This window comes from Pseudoclavibacter sp. JAI123 (assembly GCF_013409665.1).
GTDB lineage: Bacteria > Actinomycetota > Actinomycetes > Actinomycetales > Microbacteriaceae > Pseudoclavibacter.
Genome location: NZ_JACCCM010000001.1, coordinates 1,371,916 through 1,386,421, shown reverse-complemented (window position 1 = coordinate 1,386,421; position 14,506 = coordinate 1,371,916). Strand labels below are relative to the sequence as shown.

Annotated in this window: 9 protein-coding genes and 2 pseudogenes; 1 reads left to right on the top strand and 10 read right to left on the bottom strand. The window is 65.2% G+C overall.

What is annotated here, in order from left to right:
• Positions 1-121 precede the first annotated feature (121 nt).
• The 10 genes and pseudogenes from HDC34_RS06500 to HDC34_RS18275 all read right to left on the bottom strand — a co-directional run.
• The gene (locus HDC34_RS06500; protein ID WP_179556294.1) at positions 122-2,209 is read right to left on the bottom strand and encodes a PTS glucose transporter subunit IIABC; all 2,088 of its coding nucleotides are present in this window, start codon (positions 2,207-2,209) and stop codon (positions 122-124) included.
• 8 nt (positions 2,210-2,217) lie between these two features.
• Complete coding sequence (locus HDC34_RS06495) at positions 2,218-3,897, bottom strand: alpha,alpha-phosphotrehalase (RefSeq protein WP_179556293.1); 1,680 nt, start codon at positions 3,895-3,897, stop codon at positions 2,218-2,220.
• Positions 3,898-4,003: 106 nt separating this feature from the next.
• Positions 4,004-5,026 (bottom strand): LacI family DNA-binding transcriptional regulator, encoded by a 1,023-nt coding sequence (locus tag HDC34_RS06490; RefSeq protein ID WP_104312528.1) that lies wholly within the window; start codon positions 5,024-5,026, stop codon positions 4,004-4,006.
• Positions 5,027-5,154: 128 nt separating this feature from the next.
• Entirely contained in the window at positions 5,155-6,345 is a 1,191-nt protein-coding gene (locus tag HDC34_RS06485; RefSeq protein ID WP_258068256.1) for an ABC transporter ATP-binding protein, read from the bottom strand.
• On the bottom strand, positions 6,323-8,089 hold the full coding sequence (locus HDC34_RS06480; protein WP_179556292.1) for an iron ABC transporter permease: 1,767 nt from the start codon (positions 8,087-8,089) through the stop codon (positions 6,323-6,325). Before HDC34_RS06480 ends, HDC34_RS06485 begins: the two co-directional genes overlap by 23 nt.
• A gap of 15 nt (positions 8,090-8,104) precedes the next feature.
• Entirely contained in the window at positions 8,105-9,154 is a 1,050-nt protein-coding gene (locus HDC34_RS06475) for an ABC transporter substrate-binding protein (protein WP_218854908.1), read from the bottom strand.
• Between the two features lie 184 nt (positions 9,155-9,338).
• Entirely contained in the window at positions 9,339-10,034 is a 696-nt protein-coding gene (locus tag HDC34_RS06470; RefSeq protein ID WP_179556291.1) for a response regulator transcription factor, read from the bottom strand.
• Positions 10,031-10,861, bottom strand: a complete 831-nt coding sequence (locus tag HDC34_RS06465; protein ID WP_179556290.1) for a sensor histidine kinase KdpD — start codon at positions 10,859-10,861, stop codon at positions 10,031-10,033. Before HDC34_RS06465 ends, HDC34_RS06470 begins: the two co-directional genes overlap by 4 nt.
• 291 nt (positions 10,862-11,152) lie before the next feature.
• Positions 11,153-11,326, bottom strand: a pseudogene (locus HDC34_RS18280) (Cmx/CmrA family chloramphenicol efflux MFS transporter); the annotation flags it as partial.
• Between the two features lie 157 nt (positions 11,327-11,483).
• Positions 11,484-11,732: pseudogene (locus tag HDC34_RS18275) on the bottom strand (recombinase family protein); the annotation flags it as partial.
• Between the two features lie 356 nt (positions 11,733-12,088).
• Between HDC34_RS18275 and HDC34_RS06455 the strand changes: the two are divergent.
• The gene (locus HDC34_RS06455; protein WP_179556289.1) at positions 12,089-13,846 is read left to right on the top strand and encodes an AIPR family protein; all 1,758 of its coding nucleotides are present in this window, start codon (positions 12,089-12,091) and stop codon (positions 13,844-13,846) included.
• Positions 13,847-14,506: the final 660 nt, after the last annotated feature.

The window sequence follows — 14,506 nt, the reverse complement described above, 5'->3', positions numbered from 1 at the left end:
AAGTGCCGCGCCGTTCAACCGAAGAACCCCGGTGTCCACCTCGAGGGCGCATCCTCGAGGTGACCACCGGGGTCTCCGCTCTGTCGCCCCGCGCCGCCGACGACGTGGCGGCGCGGGAACTCTAGACGCCCGCGGGCTCGCGCTTCCCGAGGCGAACCTTCTTGACGGCGCGTTCCGTCTCGAGGTCGTTGTCGCTGTACCCGAAGAAGTAGGTGAGCGTGAACGAGACCACGAGTGCAGCCGTGGAGGCGATGAGGAATCCGAAGAAGCTGTGGTCGAGCCCTGCAGGGTTCACGAACGACGGGAAGCCGACGAACGCTCCCGTGAAGCCGTACATGTTCACATCCATGAGCCCCGTGAGGAAGCCGCCGACCGCGCCACCGGCGGACGCGGTGATGAAGACCCGACCGTATTTGAGGTTCAAGCCGTACATCGCCGGTTCCGTGATGCCGCAAAACGCCGAGATGGTCGCGGGGCCCGCGAGGGTCTTGATCTTCTGGCTGCGCGTGCGGATCCAGATCGCCAGCGCGCCGCCACCCTGCGCCACCATGGTCGCCGAGATGATCGCGTTGAGCGGCGACGAGCCGTCGATCGCGATCTGCGAGGCGACGAGCGGGATGACCGCCCAATGCAGGCCGAAGATGACGAGGCACTGGTAGAGGGCGCCGATGATGAGGCCAGCGATCGCGTAGTTGACCTCGAGCACGCCGTTGATGCCGTTCGCGATGCCGCCCGAGATGGTCATGATGATGGGGCCGAAGACCACGAGCATGACGGTCGAGATGATGAAGACCTCGAGCAGCGGTGCGAAGATCATCCGCACGACCGCCGGAATGTACTTCTTGAGCTGCGGCTCGAGCAGCGACGCGAGGTAGGCGGCGACGATGATCGGGAAGATCGAGTACGCGTAGGCGTTGCCCTGCGGCAGCGCCACGGGGATGCCGAAGAAGTCGGCGTTGAAGATCGTGTTGCCGAGCTGGCTGACGACCGTGTAGCCATCGGCCGCAGGGTCCGACATCGAGACGACCGAGGGGAACACGAGCACGCCGCCGATGATGGCGACGATGATGGGGTCGGAGCCGAACCTGCGTGCCGCCGTGAACCCGATGATGATGGGCAGGAAGTAAAACATCGACGACGACATCGCGTCGATGAGCGCGTAGGTCGAGCTGTCGCTCTCGACGACCCCGAACTGCGTCAGCAGGGCCAGGATGCCCTTCAGGATTCCGGATGCGGCGAGCAGCCCGATCACGGGGATCATCGAGCCGGTGATGACGCCGATGAGCGAGCTGAAGCCGAACTGGAACCACCCGACGATGGTCGTCGGCCGCTCGGCTGGCTCGTCGTCAGGCGACGCCTCCCCCGTGCCGCCGATGACACGGACCACGGCGTCGTAGACGTCTTCCACGGCCGGGCCGATGACGACCTGATACTGGCCGCCGGCCTTGATGACGTCGATGACGCCATCGAGGTTCTTGACGAGGTCGTCGTTGGCCGCTTCCGTGTCCTTCAGCGTGAAGCGAACGCGGGTGATGCAGTGGACGACGTTGCGGATGTTGTCCTTGCCGCCGATTCCCTCGACGATGTCGTAGGCGAGGGCGTCGAATCCAGTCGCGCCGGAGGGGTGCCCGGTGGCCACGGCGGTCTTCGCAGTCGCGGGCGAAGCCGCGCTCTGCGCTGACGCCTCCGTGGTTGCCGTTGCCGCTGGCGCCGCCGCTGGCGCATCCGCATCCTGCTCGGGGATGTCGAGGGTCGCAGCCCGCTCGCCGAGCCCGATGGGGCCGGTCGCGGCTTCGACGGAGCCCTTCTTCTGGGCCAGGTTGAGGAAGATCACCATGGTCATGGTGCTCTTGCCCGCGGCTTCGACGGCAGCGAGATCCATGCGCCCGAGCGGCTGCCCGGCCTCGACGCGGTCGTCGACGTCGACGTGCATCGCGAAGGGCGCGCCCTCGAGCTCGACCGTGTCGATGCCCATGTGCACAAGCACCTCGAGGCCGTCGTCGGTGCGGATGCCGAAGGCGTGCGCGGTCTTGGCGACCATGATGACGGTTCCGCTGCACGGCGCGACGACATCGTCTGCGTTCGGCGCGACGGCGAACCCGTCGCCCATGGCCTTCGAGGCGAACATGGGGTCTGGGACATCGGTGATGGCGACCATCGTGCCGGCGAGCGGCGCGACGATGCCTCCGCTGAGTTCGGTCTGGGACATTGCTGCTCCTAGCTTTCGGAAGGTTCGAGGAGGATCGCGAGTGCCTCGTACGGCGAGAGCTCGACGTCGGGCGAGCTCGGCGTGGCGGCGCGGTCGATGGTGGAGATGAGCACGCGACCCGAAGTGAACTCGGCCGGCACGTCGATGCGCGTGGGGCTGTCGAGGAAGTTCGCGAGGACGAGCAGGCGCGTCTCGCCGAGCGTGCGCTCGTAGGCGAAGACGTGCGGGTGCTCTGGCGAATACCCGGCTATCTTGCCGTGGCTGATGACGGGGTGCGCCTTCCGCAGCTCGATGAGCCGGCGGTAGTAGGGCAGGATGCGCCCGTTTCGCTCCTCGGCAGCCACGTTGATGAGCTCGGCGTTCGTGGGCCGGAGCCACGGCGTGCCCGAGGTGAAGCCGGCAGTTGGGCCGGGCTCCCACTGCATGGGGGTGCGGGCGTTGTCTCTGGCCTTCGCGCGGACGACCTGCAGTGCGTCCTCGTCGGACAGGCCGGTGCCGACAAGCGCCGTGTGCGCGTTGATCGCCTCGACGTCGACGTAGTCGTCGATCGACGTGTACTCGGGGTCGGTCATTCCGATCTCCTCCCCCATGTACACGTACGGCGTGCCGCGGAACAGGTGCAGGAGCGTGGCGTGCATCATCGCCGACTCGACCCGGAACCGGCCCGCGTCACCGAAGCGGTTGAGCGCGCGAGGCTGGTCGTGGTTGTTCCAGAACAGCGCGTTCCAGCCGCCGCCAGCCTGCATGCCGTCGGCCCACTCCATGAGCACACGGCGCAGCTCGTCGAGCTCGAAGCGCCCGACCGACCACTTCTTGCCGTCGATGTAGTCGACCTTGAGGTGGTGGAAGTTGAACACCATGGAGAGGGCCCCGGATTCGGGATGCGAGTACTCGACGCACCGCTCGATCGAGGTCGAGGACATCTCGCCGACCGTGACGCATCCGGCGTCCTTCCCGTAGGAGGCCTCCGCCAGCTCGCGCAGGAACGTCGTGACGAGCTCGCCGTCGGTGTACATGTACCGGTCGTCGGCACCCTCGGGCGCCGAGGGCAGGTCGATGGGCTTGGAGATGAGGTTGATGACGTCGAAGCGGAACCCGCGCACGCCCTTGAGCCGCCAGAACTCGACGATCTTGGCCATCTCGCTGCGCACTCGTGGGTTGTGCCAGTTGAGGTCCGCCTGGGTGCGGTCGAAGAGATGCAGGTAGTACTCGTCGGTGTCGCCGAAGCGGTCCCACGCCGCTCCCCCGAACTTGGACACCCAGTTGTTCGGGGGGCCGCCGTCGGCGCCCGCCGGCCGCACGAAGTAGAAGTCGCGGTATTCGTCCTCGCCCGCGAGCGCACGCTGGAACCACTCGTGCTCAGTGGACGTGTGGTTGAGCACCATGTCGAGCATGACGTCGATGCCCGCTGCCCTGAGGCCGGCGACGAGCTCCTCGAAGTCCGCCATCGTGCCCATCTCGGGGTCGATGCGGTAGTAGTCGGAGATGTCGTAGCCGTTGTCAGCCTGCGGCGACGCGAAGAACGGGTTGAACCAGACCATGTCCACGCCGAGCGACGCGATGTACGGGATCTTCCGGATCACACCGCGGAGGTCGCCGACGCCGCTACCCGTGGAGTCGAGGAAGGACTTCGGGTAGATCTGGTAGACGGTGCTCTGCTGGAAGCCGCCGTTGGATTCAGTACGCATCGGCAGAAGCCTAGGACCGGGGCCGACGCGATTCGGGGCGCTTGCGTGACTGTTGCGTGCCTTTGCGCAACTGGCCGGAACCACCCGCAAGACCGCGAAGCGCGCGCTATCTCGCGGTCGGGTGCCCCGTCGATTCGCGGATGACGAGGCGCGTCTCGAGCGTGACCGCCTCGCTCGGCGGGTCACCCTGCAGGGCACGCAACGCCATTGATGCCGCGAGGTGTCCTTGCTGGCGTGCAGGCTGCGCGATCGTGGTGAGGTGCATGAGGCTCGCGATGGGGCTGTCGTCGACGCCGATGATCGAGAGGTCCTCGGGGATGCGCACCCCGGCCTTGCGGAACGCGGACATCATGCCGGAGGCGAGGTCGTCGGACGACGCGAAGACCGCATCGGGCAGGCGCTCCCCGGCCAGCAGCTGCTCCGCGGCGACCTGGCCCGCCGTGGGGCCGAACGGCACCTGCACCTGCCAGCTCGGGTCGAGTCCGGCTCGCTGCATGCGCGACTCGAAGCCCTCGGCTCGGCGGCGGGAGGCGTTGCCTGGCGTGCCCTCGTGGTCGGTGCTCGACGCGTAGACGATGCTCGTGCATCCGCCGTTGATGAGGGAGTTCGTGGCCTGCTGGCCGACGACGACGTCGTCGATGCCGACGCTCGCGACGCCCTCGACGACGGATCCAGCCACGACGACGGGAACGCCGAGGCGCCGCACGTCAGGGACCGGCATGCGATGCGGCATCGGCACGAGCACCACGACGTCACTGCTGCGGGAGAGCGCGGTGGCTTCGAAGAGCTTGGCCCGTTCACGCCCGGAGAGCCCCTGATAGACGGTGAGCGTCGCGCCCGTCGGGGTGAGCACGTCGTGGAGCCCGGCGAGGATGGAGCCGAAGACCCAGCGGTCGGGTTCCGGGATGACGGCCGTGATCCGCCCCGCGGTTCGGGCGTCCCGGTTCTGCTCTCGGCCGACGTCGTCGGCCAGGTACCCCTGGGCCCGCGCGATCCTGCGGATCTCCGCGCGCTTCGCCGTGGAGACGCCGGGCACGCCGCTGAGCGCCCGGGAGACGGTGGAGACGGAGACGCCCGCGGCGGCGGCGATGCCGGCCATGCCAACGGGCGAGGTGTCTTCTGGCTCCATGATCGCGACTATAGCCGTTCGGATACGGGCAAGGACCTCGCCCGGGAGGCGCACGTGAGCGCCACGACAGAAATCGGGCCGCCGGCTCCGAGAGGAGCAGACGGCCCGAGTTCACGGTGCCGACGTGACTAGTGCGCCGCCGCGGCGTCCTCCTCGTAGTCGGTCTTCGGCAGCAGCCACCCGCGGTCAGGCGCGATGCTGACGCGGACGCAGTCCATGGGCCGGAGGATGTCCTCGACGGACGGGTCGGACACCTGCGCGACGATGGTGCCGGTGTCCGTCTCGATCTCGTACTCGACGCTGTCGCCGTGGAAGATCGCGTTGAGCACGCGACCGATGTCCCCGTGCACGTCTGCCGCATCCACCCGCTCCGAGAGGCGAACCGACTCGGGCCTGATCATGAGCAGCACCTCCGTGTCGATCGTGACCCCGTCCTGGCAGTCGGTCTCGAACTCGCGCCCGAGCGCGACGACGCGAGCCCGGCCGTCCGTGGGCTCGGCGAGCAGGGTCGCGTCGAGGAAGGTGGCCCGGCCGATGAAGTCGGCGACGAAGACCGACTCTGGACGCCGGTAGACGGTGTCCGGCACATCCACCTGCTCGATCCGGCCCCGGTTCATCACGACGATCCGGTCGGAGAGGGTCATCGCCTCGTCCTGATCGTGGGTGACGAAGATGCTCGTGATGCCGAGGCGACGCTGGAGGCGCCGGATCTCGTTGCGCATGAGCACGCGCAGCTTCGCGTCGAGGTTCGACAGGGGCTCGTCGAAGAGCAGCACCTTCGGGCGCATGACGAGGGCCCTGGCGAGGGCGACACGCTGCTGCTGGCCGCCCGAGAGCTGGTGCGGGGCACGGTCGGCGAAGTTCATGAGGTTCATGATCGTGAGGACGGTGTCGACCTCCTCGCGCATCCGCGCCGCCGGCATCTTCTTGAGCTTGAGGCCGTAGGAGACGTTCTCGCGCACCGACAGGTGCGGGAACAGCGCGTACGACTGGAACACCATCGACATGGGCCGCTGGTTGGGGGCGACGCGGATCATGTCCGCACCGTCGAGTTCCAGCTCGCCGGAGGTCGGCTCCTCGAAGCCGGCGATCATGCGCAGCGTCGAGGTCTTGCCGCAGCCGGACGGGCCGAGGAGGGTGATGAACTCGCCCGGCTCGATCTCCAGGTCGATGGAGTCGACCGCGAGCGGGTCGTCCGCTTTCGCGCCGTACCGCTTCGTCAGCTTGCGGAGCGTGATGCGGCCGAGCGCGGCCTCTGGGTCGATGCCGACGGCCTCGGCGAGGCCTTCGACGGAGTCAACGACGGTGTGTGCGACCACGGAAGATCACCTTTCGGACGAGGAAGTTGATGATGAGGATGAGCGTCAGCACGATGAGGATCAGCACCGTGCAGTACGCGAACGCGTTCCCGAATCGGCCGGAGTCGACCTCGGCGAGGATCTGCGAGGTCATGATCTTGATGCCGGGCGTGGTCAGGAACACGATGGGCGACAGGGTTGTCATCGACCGCGCGAACGCGAACGTGAGGCCGGTGAGGAGCGCCGACTGGATGAGCGGCAGCGTGACCTTGCGGAAGGTCGTGCCAGAGCCCGCGCCGAGCGAGGTTGAGGCCTCCTCGATGGCGGGGTGGATCTGGTTCAGCGCTGCGATGCCCGAGCGCTGACCGGACGGCAGCGACCTCGTGATGTAGACCATGACGATCGCGATGCCACCGGCGAAGGCGGCGCTGCCTCCCGCGAGCGCGGGCAGGATCTGCACGCCGAAGATGGTCGTGGGCGTGATGTAGCTGAGCGCGTAGCCGATGCCGAGCACCGTGCCAGGCACGGCGAGCCCGAGCATCCCGACGAAGTCGAGGATGCCGGCCGTACGCCGAAGCTTGCGCACCACGAGCCAGGCGATGAGCATCCCGAGCACACCCGCGATGGGTGCTGCGATGAGGGCCAGGGTGGCGGTGTCGGTCATCGCCTTCGAGCCGATGCCCGTGAGCACGAACTGGAAGTGCTCGAGGGTGAACTCGTTGTTGACGCCTGGCACCTTCATGAAGCCGCCGGACAGCACGGTCAGGTAGATGGTGACGATGAGCGCGCTGATCGAGCCGACGAGCAGGAGGATGGGCACGCGGATGCTCGCGGCGGTGATCTGCTCGGATCGCCCGGTCGGCTTCCCGGTCACGGTCACGACGCTCCTCTTCGACACCCAGTAGCGCTGCACGAGGAACACGAGGAGGGCCGGGACGAGGATCGTGAGCGAGTAGGCGGCGCCGGCACTCGTGTTGTAGTCACCTGTGACGGCGAGGTACGCCCTGCTGGCGAGCACCGTGTAGTCGCCGCCGAGGACGAGCGGGTTGGCGAGGTCGGCGATCGACTCCACGAACAGCAGCAGGAAGGAGCCCGCGAAGCCCGGTACGAGCATGGGGATGGTGACGGAGAAGAACACCTTGAGCTTGCTCGCGCCGAGACCGGCGGCGGCCTCGTCGAGGCTCGGGTCGAGGGACTCGAGCATGCCCCGGAAGTTCATGTAGGCGACGGGGAAGAAGGAGAGGGAGAGGACGATAACGAGGCCGGTGAGGCCGTAGATGTCACCCTTGATGCCGAAGATGCCGTTGCTGATCGCGCCGTTGCGCCCGAAGAGCGTGATCACGGCGGTCGCGACCGCGAAAGGCGGTGCGACGATCGGGACCATCGCGAGCAGGTGGAGTGCGCGCTTCCCACGGAACGCGACCCGCACCTGGGCGAAGGCGAACAGGAAGCCGATGATCGTCCCGATCACGCCGACGATCAGTCCGAGGGTGAGGGTGTTGAGGATGATGCGGTGGTTGACGGGGTCGGTGACGATGCTGCCGAGCACGGCGAGGCCGTCCGGGGCGAAGGCCGCGGAGAGGAGGCTCACCACCGGGTAGCCGATGAGCAGCATGAGGACGAGGGCGACGGCGAGGCCGAGGATCACGACGCTGCGATCGGCGCGTGCTCGCGTTCGTGGAGCCGGGCGCTTGCCGCGCCTGGGGGCGGCCGGGGTCGCGGGCGGCGTGACGCCGCCCGCGACTGCTTCGAGTGTGGAGGTCATTGTTCGTCTGCGCTTCTACTCCTTCGGAGCAGGCGCCACCTCCGCGTCGAACCGTCCCGTGAGCTCGTTGCGCGCCTTGCCTGCGGCGTCGATGTCGGCGTGCACGAGCTTGAGCGTGTCGAAGTCGACCATGTCCTCGGTGATCGTCGCATCGGGGTTCGTCGGCACGCTGTAGCTGCCGACCGTCGCAGCGAGGTCCTGCGCCTCGGCCGTCAGGCTCCAGTCGATGAACGCCTTGGCGCCTTCCGGGTTCTTGGCGTTCTTGATGAGGGAGACGGCCCCGACCTCGTAGCCGGTTCCCTCTGACGGGAACGTCGTCTCGAGGTTCGTGAAGCCCTCGTTCACGAACTTCTGGCAATCCTGGGCGAAGATCACGCCCGTGGCGACCTCGCCGCGGCCCGCCATCTGGCCGGGTGCGCTGCCGCTTTTCGAGTACTGGAGGATGTTCGAGTGGAGCTTCCCGAAGAAGTCGATCGCCGCATCCTGGTCGCCGTCGTTCAGCTCGACCTCGGTCCACAGCGCCTGGTAGGCCGTGCCTGACGTTCCGGGGTGCGCCATCGCGATGTTGCCCTTGAACTTGGGGTCGAGCAGGTCCTCCCACGAGGTGGGAGCCTCGGCGCCGATCTCCTCGAGCACGTCCGTGTTCGAGCAGAAGCTCAGCGCACCGACGTAGACGCCGGTCCAGGTGCCGTCGGCGTCCTTGTACTCGTCGGGGATCTGCTCCGCATTCGGGGAGGTGTACGGCTCAAGCAGGCCCGACTCGTCGGCCGCGAGGTGTCCTTCGGCGCCTCCACCGAACCACGCGTCGAACTCAGGAGTCTCGCCGGTCGCGCTGAGGCGGGCGACCGCTTCGCCGCCGCTCAGGCGGACGTAGTTGGCGGGGATGCCGGACGCGGCCGTGAACTCGGCGGCGATGAGCTGGCACCAGTCCTCCTGCGGGCTGCAGATGAACGTGACGGGTTCACTCGAGCCGCCAGCTTCAGTGCCTGCACCCGCCGAGCAACCGGCGAGGAGAGCAGTGGCGGCGGTTGCCGCTACTGCGAGAGGAAGCATTTTGCGTTGCATGCTGGAGAACTCCTTTGTTCTTGTTTCCGTGCTGTCGAGCATCAGGACGCTGTGGCTGACGATGCCAACGCTAGGAGCGGGACGGGCATCCGTCCGTGACAGCTTGGTGATGCTCGGTGACAGCTTCGTCACCGAGCCGCTGCGGGACCCGGGCTCACCTGGGCTTGGCGGGCGTCGCCAGCCGTCAGCGGTCGGCGCGGAGCAGGTAGCCGGTGCCTCGCACGCTCTCGATGGCCGCGGCGCTGCCAGGCACGGCGGCTTCGAGCTTGTGGCGCATCCGGTAGATCGCCGCCTTGATCATCTCCCGGTCTCCGTGGCGGTCGTACTCACCCCAGCACATGAGCAGCAGCTGCGAGAAGTCGAGCGGCGAATTCGGATGCGAGATGAGGGCGGCCAGCAGCTTGTACTCGGTGTTGGTGAGCGACACCCGCTCGGTCCCGACGATCACGTCGTGGCTCGCGGGGTCGAGCTCAAGACGGACACCCGCGGTGACGACGACGCGTGACGAGTCCGTGCGCCGCACCAGCCGCTGCGCTCGAAGGGCGAGCTCGCGGGGGTGGAACGGCTTCGCGACGTAGTCGTCGGCCTCCGCCTCCAGCCCGGCGATGCGGTCGGAGACCTCGCCCTTCGCCGTGACGAGCATGACGGGCACGTCCCAGCGCGACTTGATGCGCTGGCAGAGCAAGATGCCCGAGATGCCAGGCAGCATGATGTCGAGCACCACGAGGTCGGGGCGGGAGCGCTCGAGGGCGGACCAGGCTGCCTCGGCCGAACGGAACGACTCCGTGGTGAACCCCTGCGTCTCGAGCGCGAAGGTGACGATGTCGAGCATCGCGGGTTCATCATCGACGACGAAGGCGAGGCTGTTCGGCGCGGTCATCGGCGCCGCCGTCGAAGCGACGGGTCGGCGAGCGGCAGCGTGAACATCATGGTCGTCCCTTTCCCGGAGATCGTGTCGACGTGGATGCGCCCGCCCTGCAGCTCCACGAACTGCTGCGAGATGAAGAGCCCGATTCCGGTTCCGTTGCCGAGCGGCCGGCCGCTCGAGAAGCGACTGAAGAGCCGCTCCCGCTGCGTCTCGCTCATCCCGGTTCCCCCGTCGCTGACGGAGATCATGACCTCGTCGTCTCCTGGAACGATACGCACCTCCACGCGCCCGCCGGTGGATTCGCTCCTCGCCGCGTTGTTGACGAGGTTCGTGATGACCTGGCGGGTGAGCTGCGGGTCGACGAACGCGCTGACCGGGGCGCCGGGCGCATCCAACACCACCGTGACGTCGGAGATCTCGGACAGCTCCTCCACGACGCCGCGGAACAGGACGCGGAGGTCCACCCACGTGCGTTCGATCGACACGAGGCCAGCCTCGAGACGAGCGCGGGTGAGCAGCTGCTCCGAGAAGTTGTGCATGCGGACCGCGTTGTCGACGATGCGGTGCACGAACACCGCCTGCTTCTCGGTGAGCGGACCCGCGCGTTCCTCGGCGAGCAGCTCACCGGCCCCCTGGATGACGGCAAGCGGGGTGCGCAGCTCGTGGCTGAGCACCGATGCCTGGTCGGCGCGCCTCGTGCTGAGCTCCGTGACCTCCTCGAGCCGCTTCCGATCGCGCTCGTGGTCCTTCAGGACCAGCCAGACCGTCGCCCACGCCGCCGCGAGCGCGGTCAGTGTCGCCAGACCCATGGCCCAGTCGAGGCGGATGGTTGCGAGCACCGCGGCGAGGATCCCCGCGGCAAACGACACGAGGAGCGCACAGGCGGCCCACCTCGACATCATCATCACCGGATAAACTTAGACGATCACGCAAGAGGGACACAGCGCGGTCTCCCCCGCCCTCGGCACAACCCGGCAGGTGCCGACAGGTCAGCCCACCAGCGGGTACCAGTGACGGTCACGCAACTCGGAGTGCGATCCGAGGGCCAACCAGGAGCCGTCGACGACGGGGTCCGTTGGCGACGTCCACACCCGTGGGGCGTCGCGGTTTGTCGCCGCCCGGCCATGCTGTCATCCACCGAGCGAGTCCCTGCGGCGCAGTGCCGCTACCCAGAGGGCCAGTGCGGTGAGGACGGGAGCTGCCCAGACCGGGCCGACGTCGCCCGCTCCGGTCTCGAGGGCGAAGATCCCCAGGACTGGCCCGGCGGCGGCGCCGAGGTCGAGTGCTGCGCTCGCGTACGATCCGCGACCTCCGCGACCGGAACGTCCGCGGCGACGAGGGGGGGGTGGAGTTGTTGAGTTGGCTTTCGCTGATCTTCACCTGGCGCCCGCCCAGGTCGGAACCAGCCGCTCGTCGTCTGTTGATCGAGTCGAGGACGCGTTCACGCTTCATCTCGAACTCCATCTGCACGACGGCCGCCAGCACGGTAAACACCATCGACCCCATCGGGGTCGATGTGTCCACGTTTCCCCCGCCCAGGCTCAAGACCCGCCACGCAACTCCTTCGTCGCGGAGTTCTTCGGCGACCGTGCGCATGTTGCCGGTCGAGCAGCCGAGACTATCAAGGCGATCAAGAGTCGCCACCACGAAGCTGTCTGCGCGCGCGAGCGCCCGTAACGCATCATTGAGTGCTGGTCGGGAGGCGTTCACGCCCGAAGCTCCCCGATCACGTAGCGGTCATTGGCACGGACACCGGTTGCGCGCAGATCGACTTCTTGGCGGTCAGCGTCCTGGTGTCGGGTCGAGACGCGGGCGCAGCCGATGAGCTTGGTCGTTCAGGCACGAGACGTGTCACGAAACCGACCCCTGCGACACGTCAACGGTGAGCCGGTTGTGAAACATAGTTTTGAGAATCCGACTCCCGCAAGGCTCCGCCACCCACTCCGCCGGTTCGGTGTCTCATGTAGGTGGTCGCGAAACCCTAGGGTTGTGAGACGACCCTGCGCACGACAAACGGAACCACCTGTGACCCGCCGTGCGGTGCGGCTGGTCGATAGGGTGGCCCAATGAGTGACTCCCCCGATCAGGTCATCGCAAAAGACAGCTTTAGTCAATTTAAGGCAGCCAACTACCCGAAGTTGTCAGACGATGATGGCTTTGAGCGATTCACCATCAGCCTGCTCCTAAAACACTACGGTCCCAGCCCCGCAGATCTGGAGCGAGGCCTCGTGTCTGCGAGTGACGACGGCGGAATAGACGGGTTCTACCTCTTCCTGAATCGTCGCGAACTGGTGGAGTCCGATTCGCCACGACTGACTAATCGAAAGAGTGCTCTGGATGGACTCCAGGCCGGGCTATCTCTAGATGTGGTGATTGTCCAGTCAAAGAAAGAATCAAGCTGGGACACGAACGTATTCCCAAAGATTGAGAGCGCGCTGAGGGCTATGTTCGACAACAATCAGTCGGCGGCCGACCTCAGGGCGTTCCCACTGAACGAAGACGTTGTCGAGAAAGCGATGACATGGCGAAAATTGCGATCCAAAATTGCCATGCTTGCGCCAGTTGTACATTTTCACGTCCATTACGCCACATTCGCAAAGCAATCAGATGTAAACGCCTACATGAAGACGAAAGCGCGACAGCTCAAGTCGTGGCTTGTAAGCAGTCTGCCGACCGGAAGTACCACGATTGTGGAGTATGTCGGCGACGCGGAGGTTGTCACACGCCTGCGCCTAGGTACTGACTTCAAAGCAAAGCTCGTGTTAACTAAACTACCGATCCGTGAGGCGAATGCCCTCGTAGGCCTGGTCACTGTCAAGGAGTATCTCAAGTTTCTCCGACACCAGAAGTCCAAGGTGATCAGAGATGAGATGTTTGCCGTCAATGTGAGAGATTACGCTGGAGCGAATATTCGAGTGAATGATGCGATTGGCAAAACGCTTGCGAGCGATACAGAGTCGCTGTTTTGGTGGCTCAACAACGGGATAACGATCATCGCAGACAAGGCTGAGGATCCACTCGAATTGGAATGGTTGCTGACAAATCCATTAATCGTGAACGGCCTCCAGACTTCACATGTCATCCACGCGCAAGATATTGCAGGGGCCATCACCCGCAAGCGGCTTGGTCAATCCGTTCTTGTGCGAGTCATCACCGAGTCCGACGCCGACGTCCGCGAGGCGATCATCAGCGGAACTAACAATCAGACCGCAATCGCGAGTCTCCAACTCCACGCGAACGAGGAGAAGCAGCTGCGCATCGAAGAGTTTCTTCGCGCGTCGGGTTGGTACTACGAGCGCCGACGCTACCAGTACCGCGGGGTGAAGGTGGCCGCGAGCAGGATCCGCAACATGACGGAGGTGGGTCAAGCGGTGATGGCCTACCGCCTACTGCAGCCCGACACGGCGCGAGCTCGCCCCACCTCGCTGCTTGGAACCAGCGCCGGATGGAATAAGGTTTTCGAGCCGAACGAACCCGAGGAACTCTACTCTAAGGCTCTCTCAGTAGTGGACGCAGTAGACGACTACCTACGCTCATCTCCAGCAAAGGCGATCGCTGATGATTCCACCAATGCTCGATATTACCTGGTCTCGGGCTATGTCTTGCGTGCCGCCGGTGTGAAGATTCTTGGAGACTTCCAGAAGATACCTACCCCTAACCTCAAGCAGAAACCGTCCGAGGCTATGCTTACCGACTTGCACAAGCTGCTATATCAGGAGGTACGCAAGATGGACGATGGCAAGACGGCCATGGATCGGATGTTCAAGGGCGGCAAGCTCAAGACCGCGTTTTTTGATGCGATCATTAAACTGAACGCAGCCTAAGGGGCTTCGACTGCAATTTTGTTCAGTTTTATTAGGGTTTATTCACTGGATTCCCCGGGTGGTGGAAATACTGGCGCCTGGCAGGCGTCGGGGTTTGGTGCGTTCTGACTGGGCCAGGCTGTCGGAACCTTGGGGCTTGGATCGAACCAGCTTATAAGCGCAGGACCATCCGCTTCAATCACAACTTCAAATGCCGCATTTATGGCCTCTATTTGCATTCGTATCCGCACGTTCGAGAACTCTTCTGGGTCCAACGGAGAGATATCGATATCCGCGAACTCGTCGTCGCGCCCACCGATGTACGTGTCGAGAAAAATGATGTTAGATCTCCAGCAGTTGAACCACTCCGAATCTCGTAGTAGTAATCCACCATCGAAACAACTTATCTCGGCCGCTGCGGCTTCGGATCTAAATCGACCTTGGAGATTGTCATTGACAATCCCTTGGGTCACTAAGATCTCGTACATAGTCCCCGAATATGTAGTAAGGGACTCTAAGCATACTTGCCTTCGCGACTCAAACGTGCTCTGTCGACCCGTGCCGTTTAGGACTGTGAGGACGCTCACAACCAGGGAAAGTGCCGCAATTATCATTGACCAACGCGAGGAAACTTCAGAGTGCCGTGCGCGTTGGGAGAGAGCCTCAGTGTCGGCCCGATTC

What these genes read in the sequence shown, in the direction of transcription:
- HDC34_RS06500 (WP_179556294.1), bottom strand. Translation starts at nt 2,209, where the DNA reads ATGTCCCAGACCGAACTCAGCGGAGGCATCGTCGCGCCGCTCGCCGGC.
- HDC34_RS06495 (WP_179556293.1), bottom strand. Translation starts at nt 3,897, where the DNA reads ATGCGTACTGAATCCAACGGCGGCTTCCAGCAGAGCACCGTCTACCAG.
- HDC34_RS06490 (WP_104312528.1), bottom strand. Translation starts at nt 5,026, where the DNA reads ATGGAGCCAGAAGACACCTCGCCCGTTGGCATGGCCGGCATCGCCGCC.
- HDC34_RS06480 (WP_179556292.1), bottom strand. Translation starts at nt 8,089, where the DNA reads ATGACCTCCACACTCGAAGCAGTCGCGGGCGGCGTCACGCCGCCCGCG.
- HDC34_RS06475 (WP_218854908.1), bottom strand. Translation starts at nt 9,154, where the DNA reads ATGCAACGCAAAATGCTTCCTCTCGCAGTAGCGGCAACCGCCGCCACT.
- HDC34_RS06470 (WP_179556291.1), bottom strand. Translation starts at nt 10,034, where the DNA reads ATGACCGCGCCGAACAGCCTCGCCTTCGTCGTCGATGATGAACCCGCG.
- HDC34_RS06455 (WP_179556289.1), top strand. Translation starts at nt 12,089, where the DNA reads ATGAGTGACTCCCCCGATCAGGTCATCGCAAAAGACAGCTTTAGTCAA.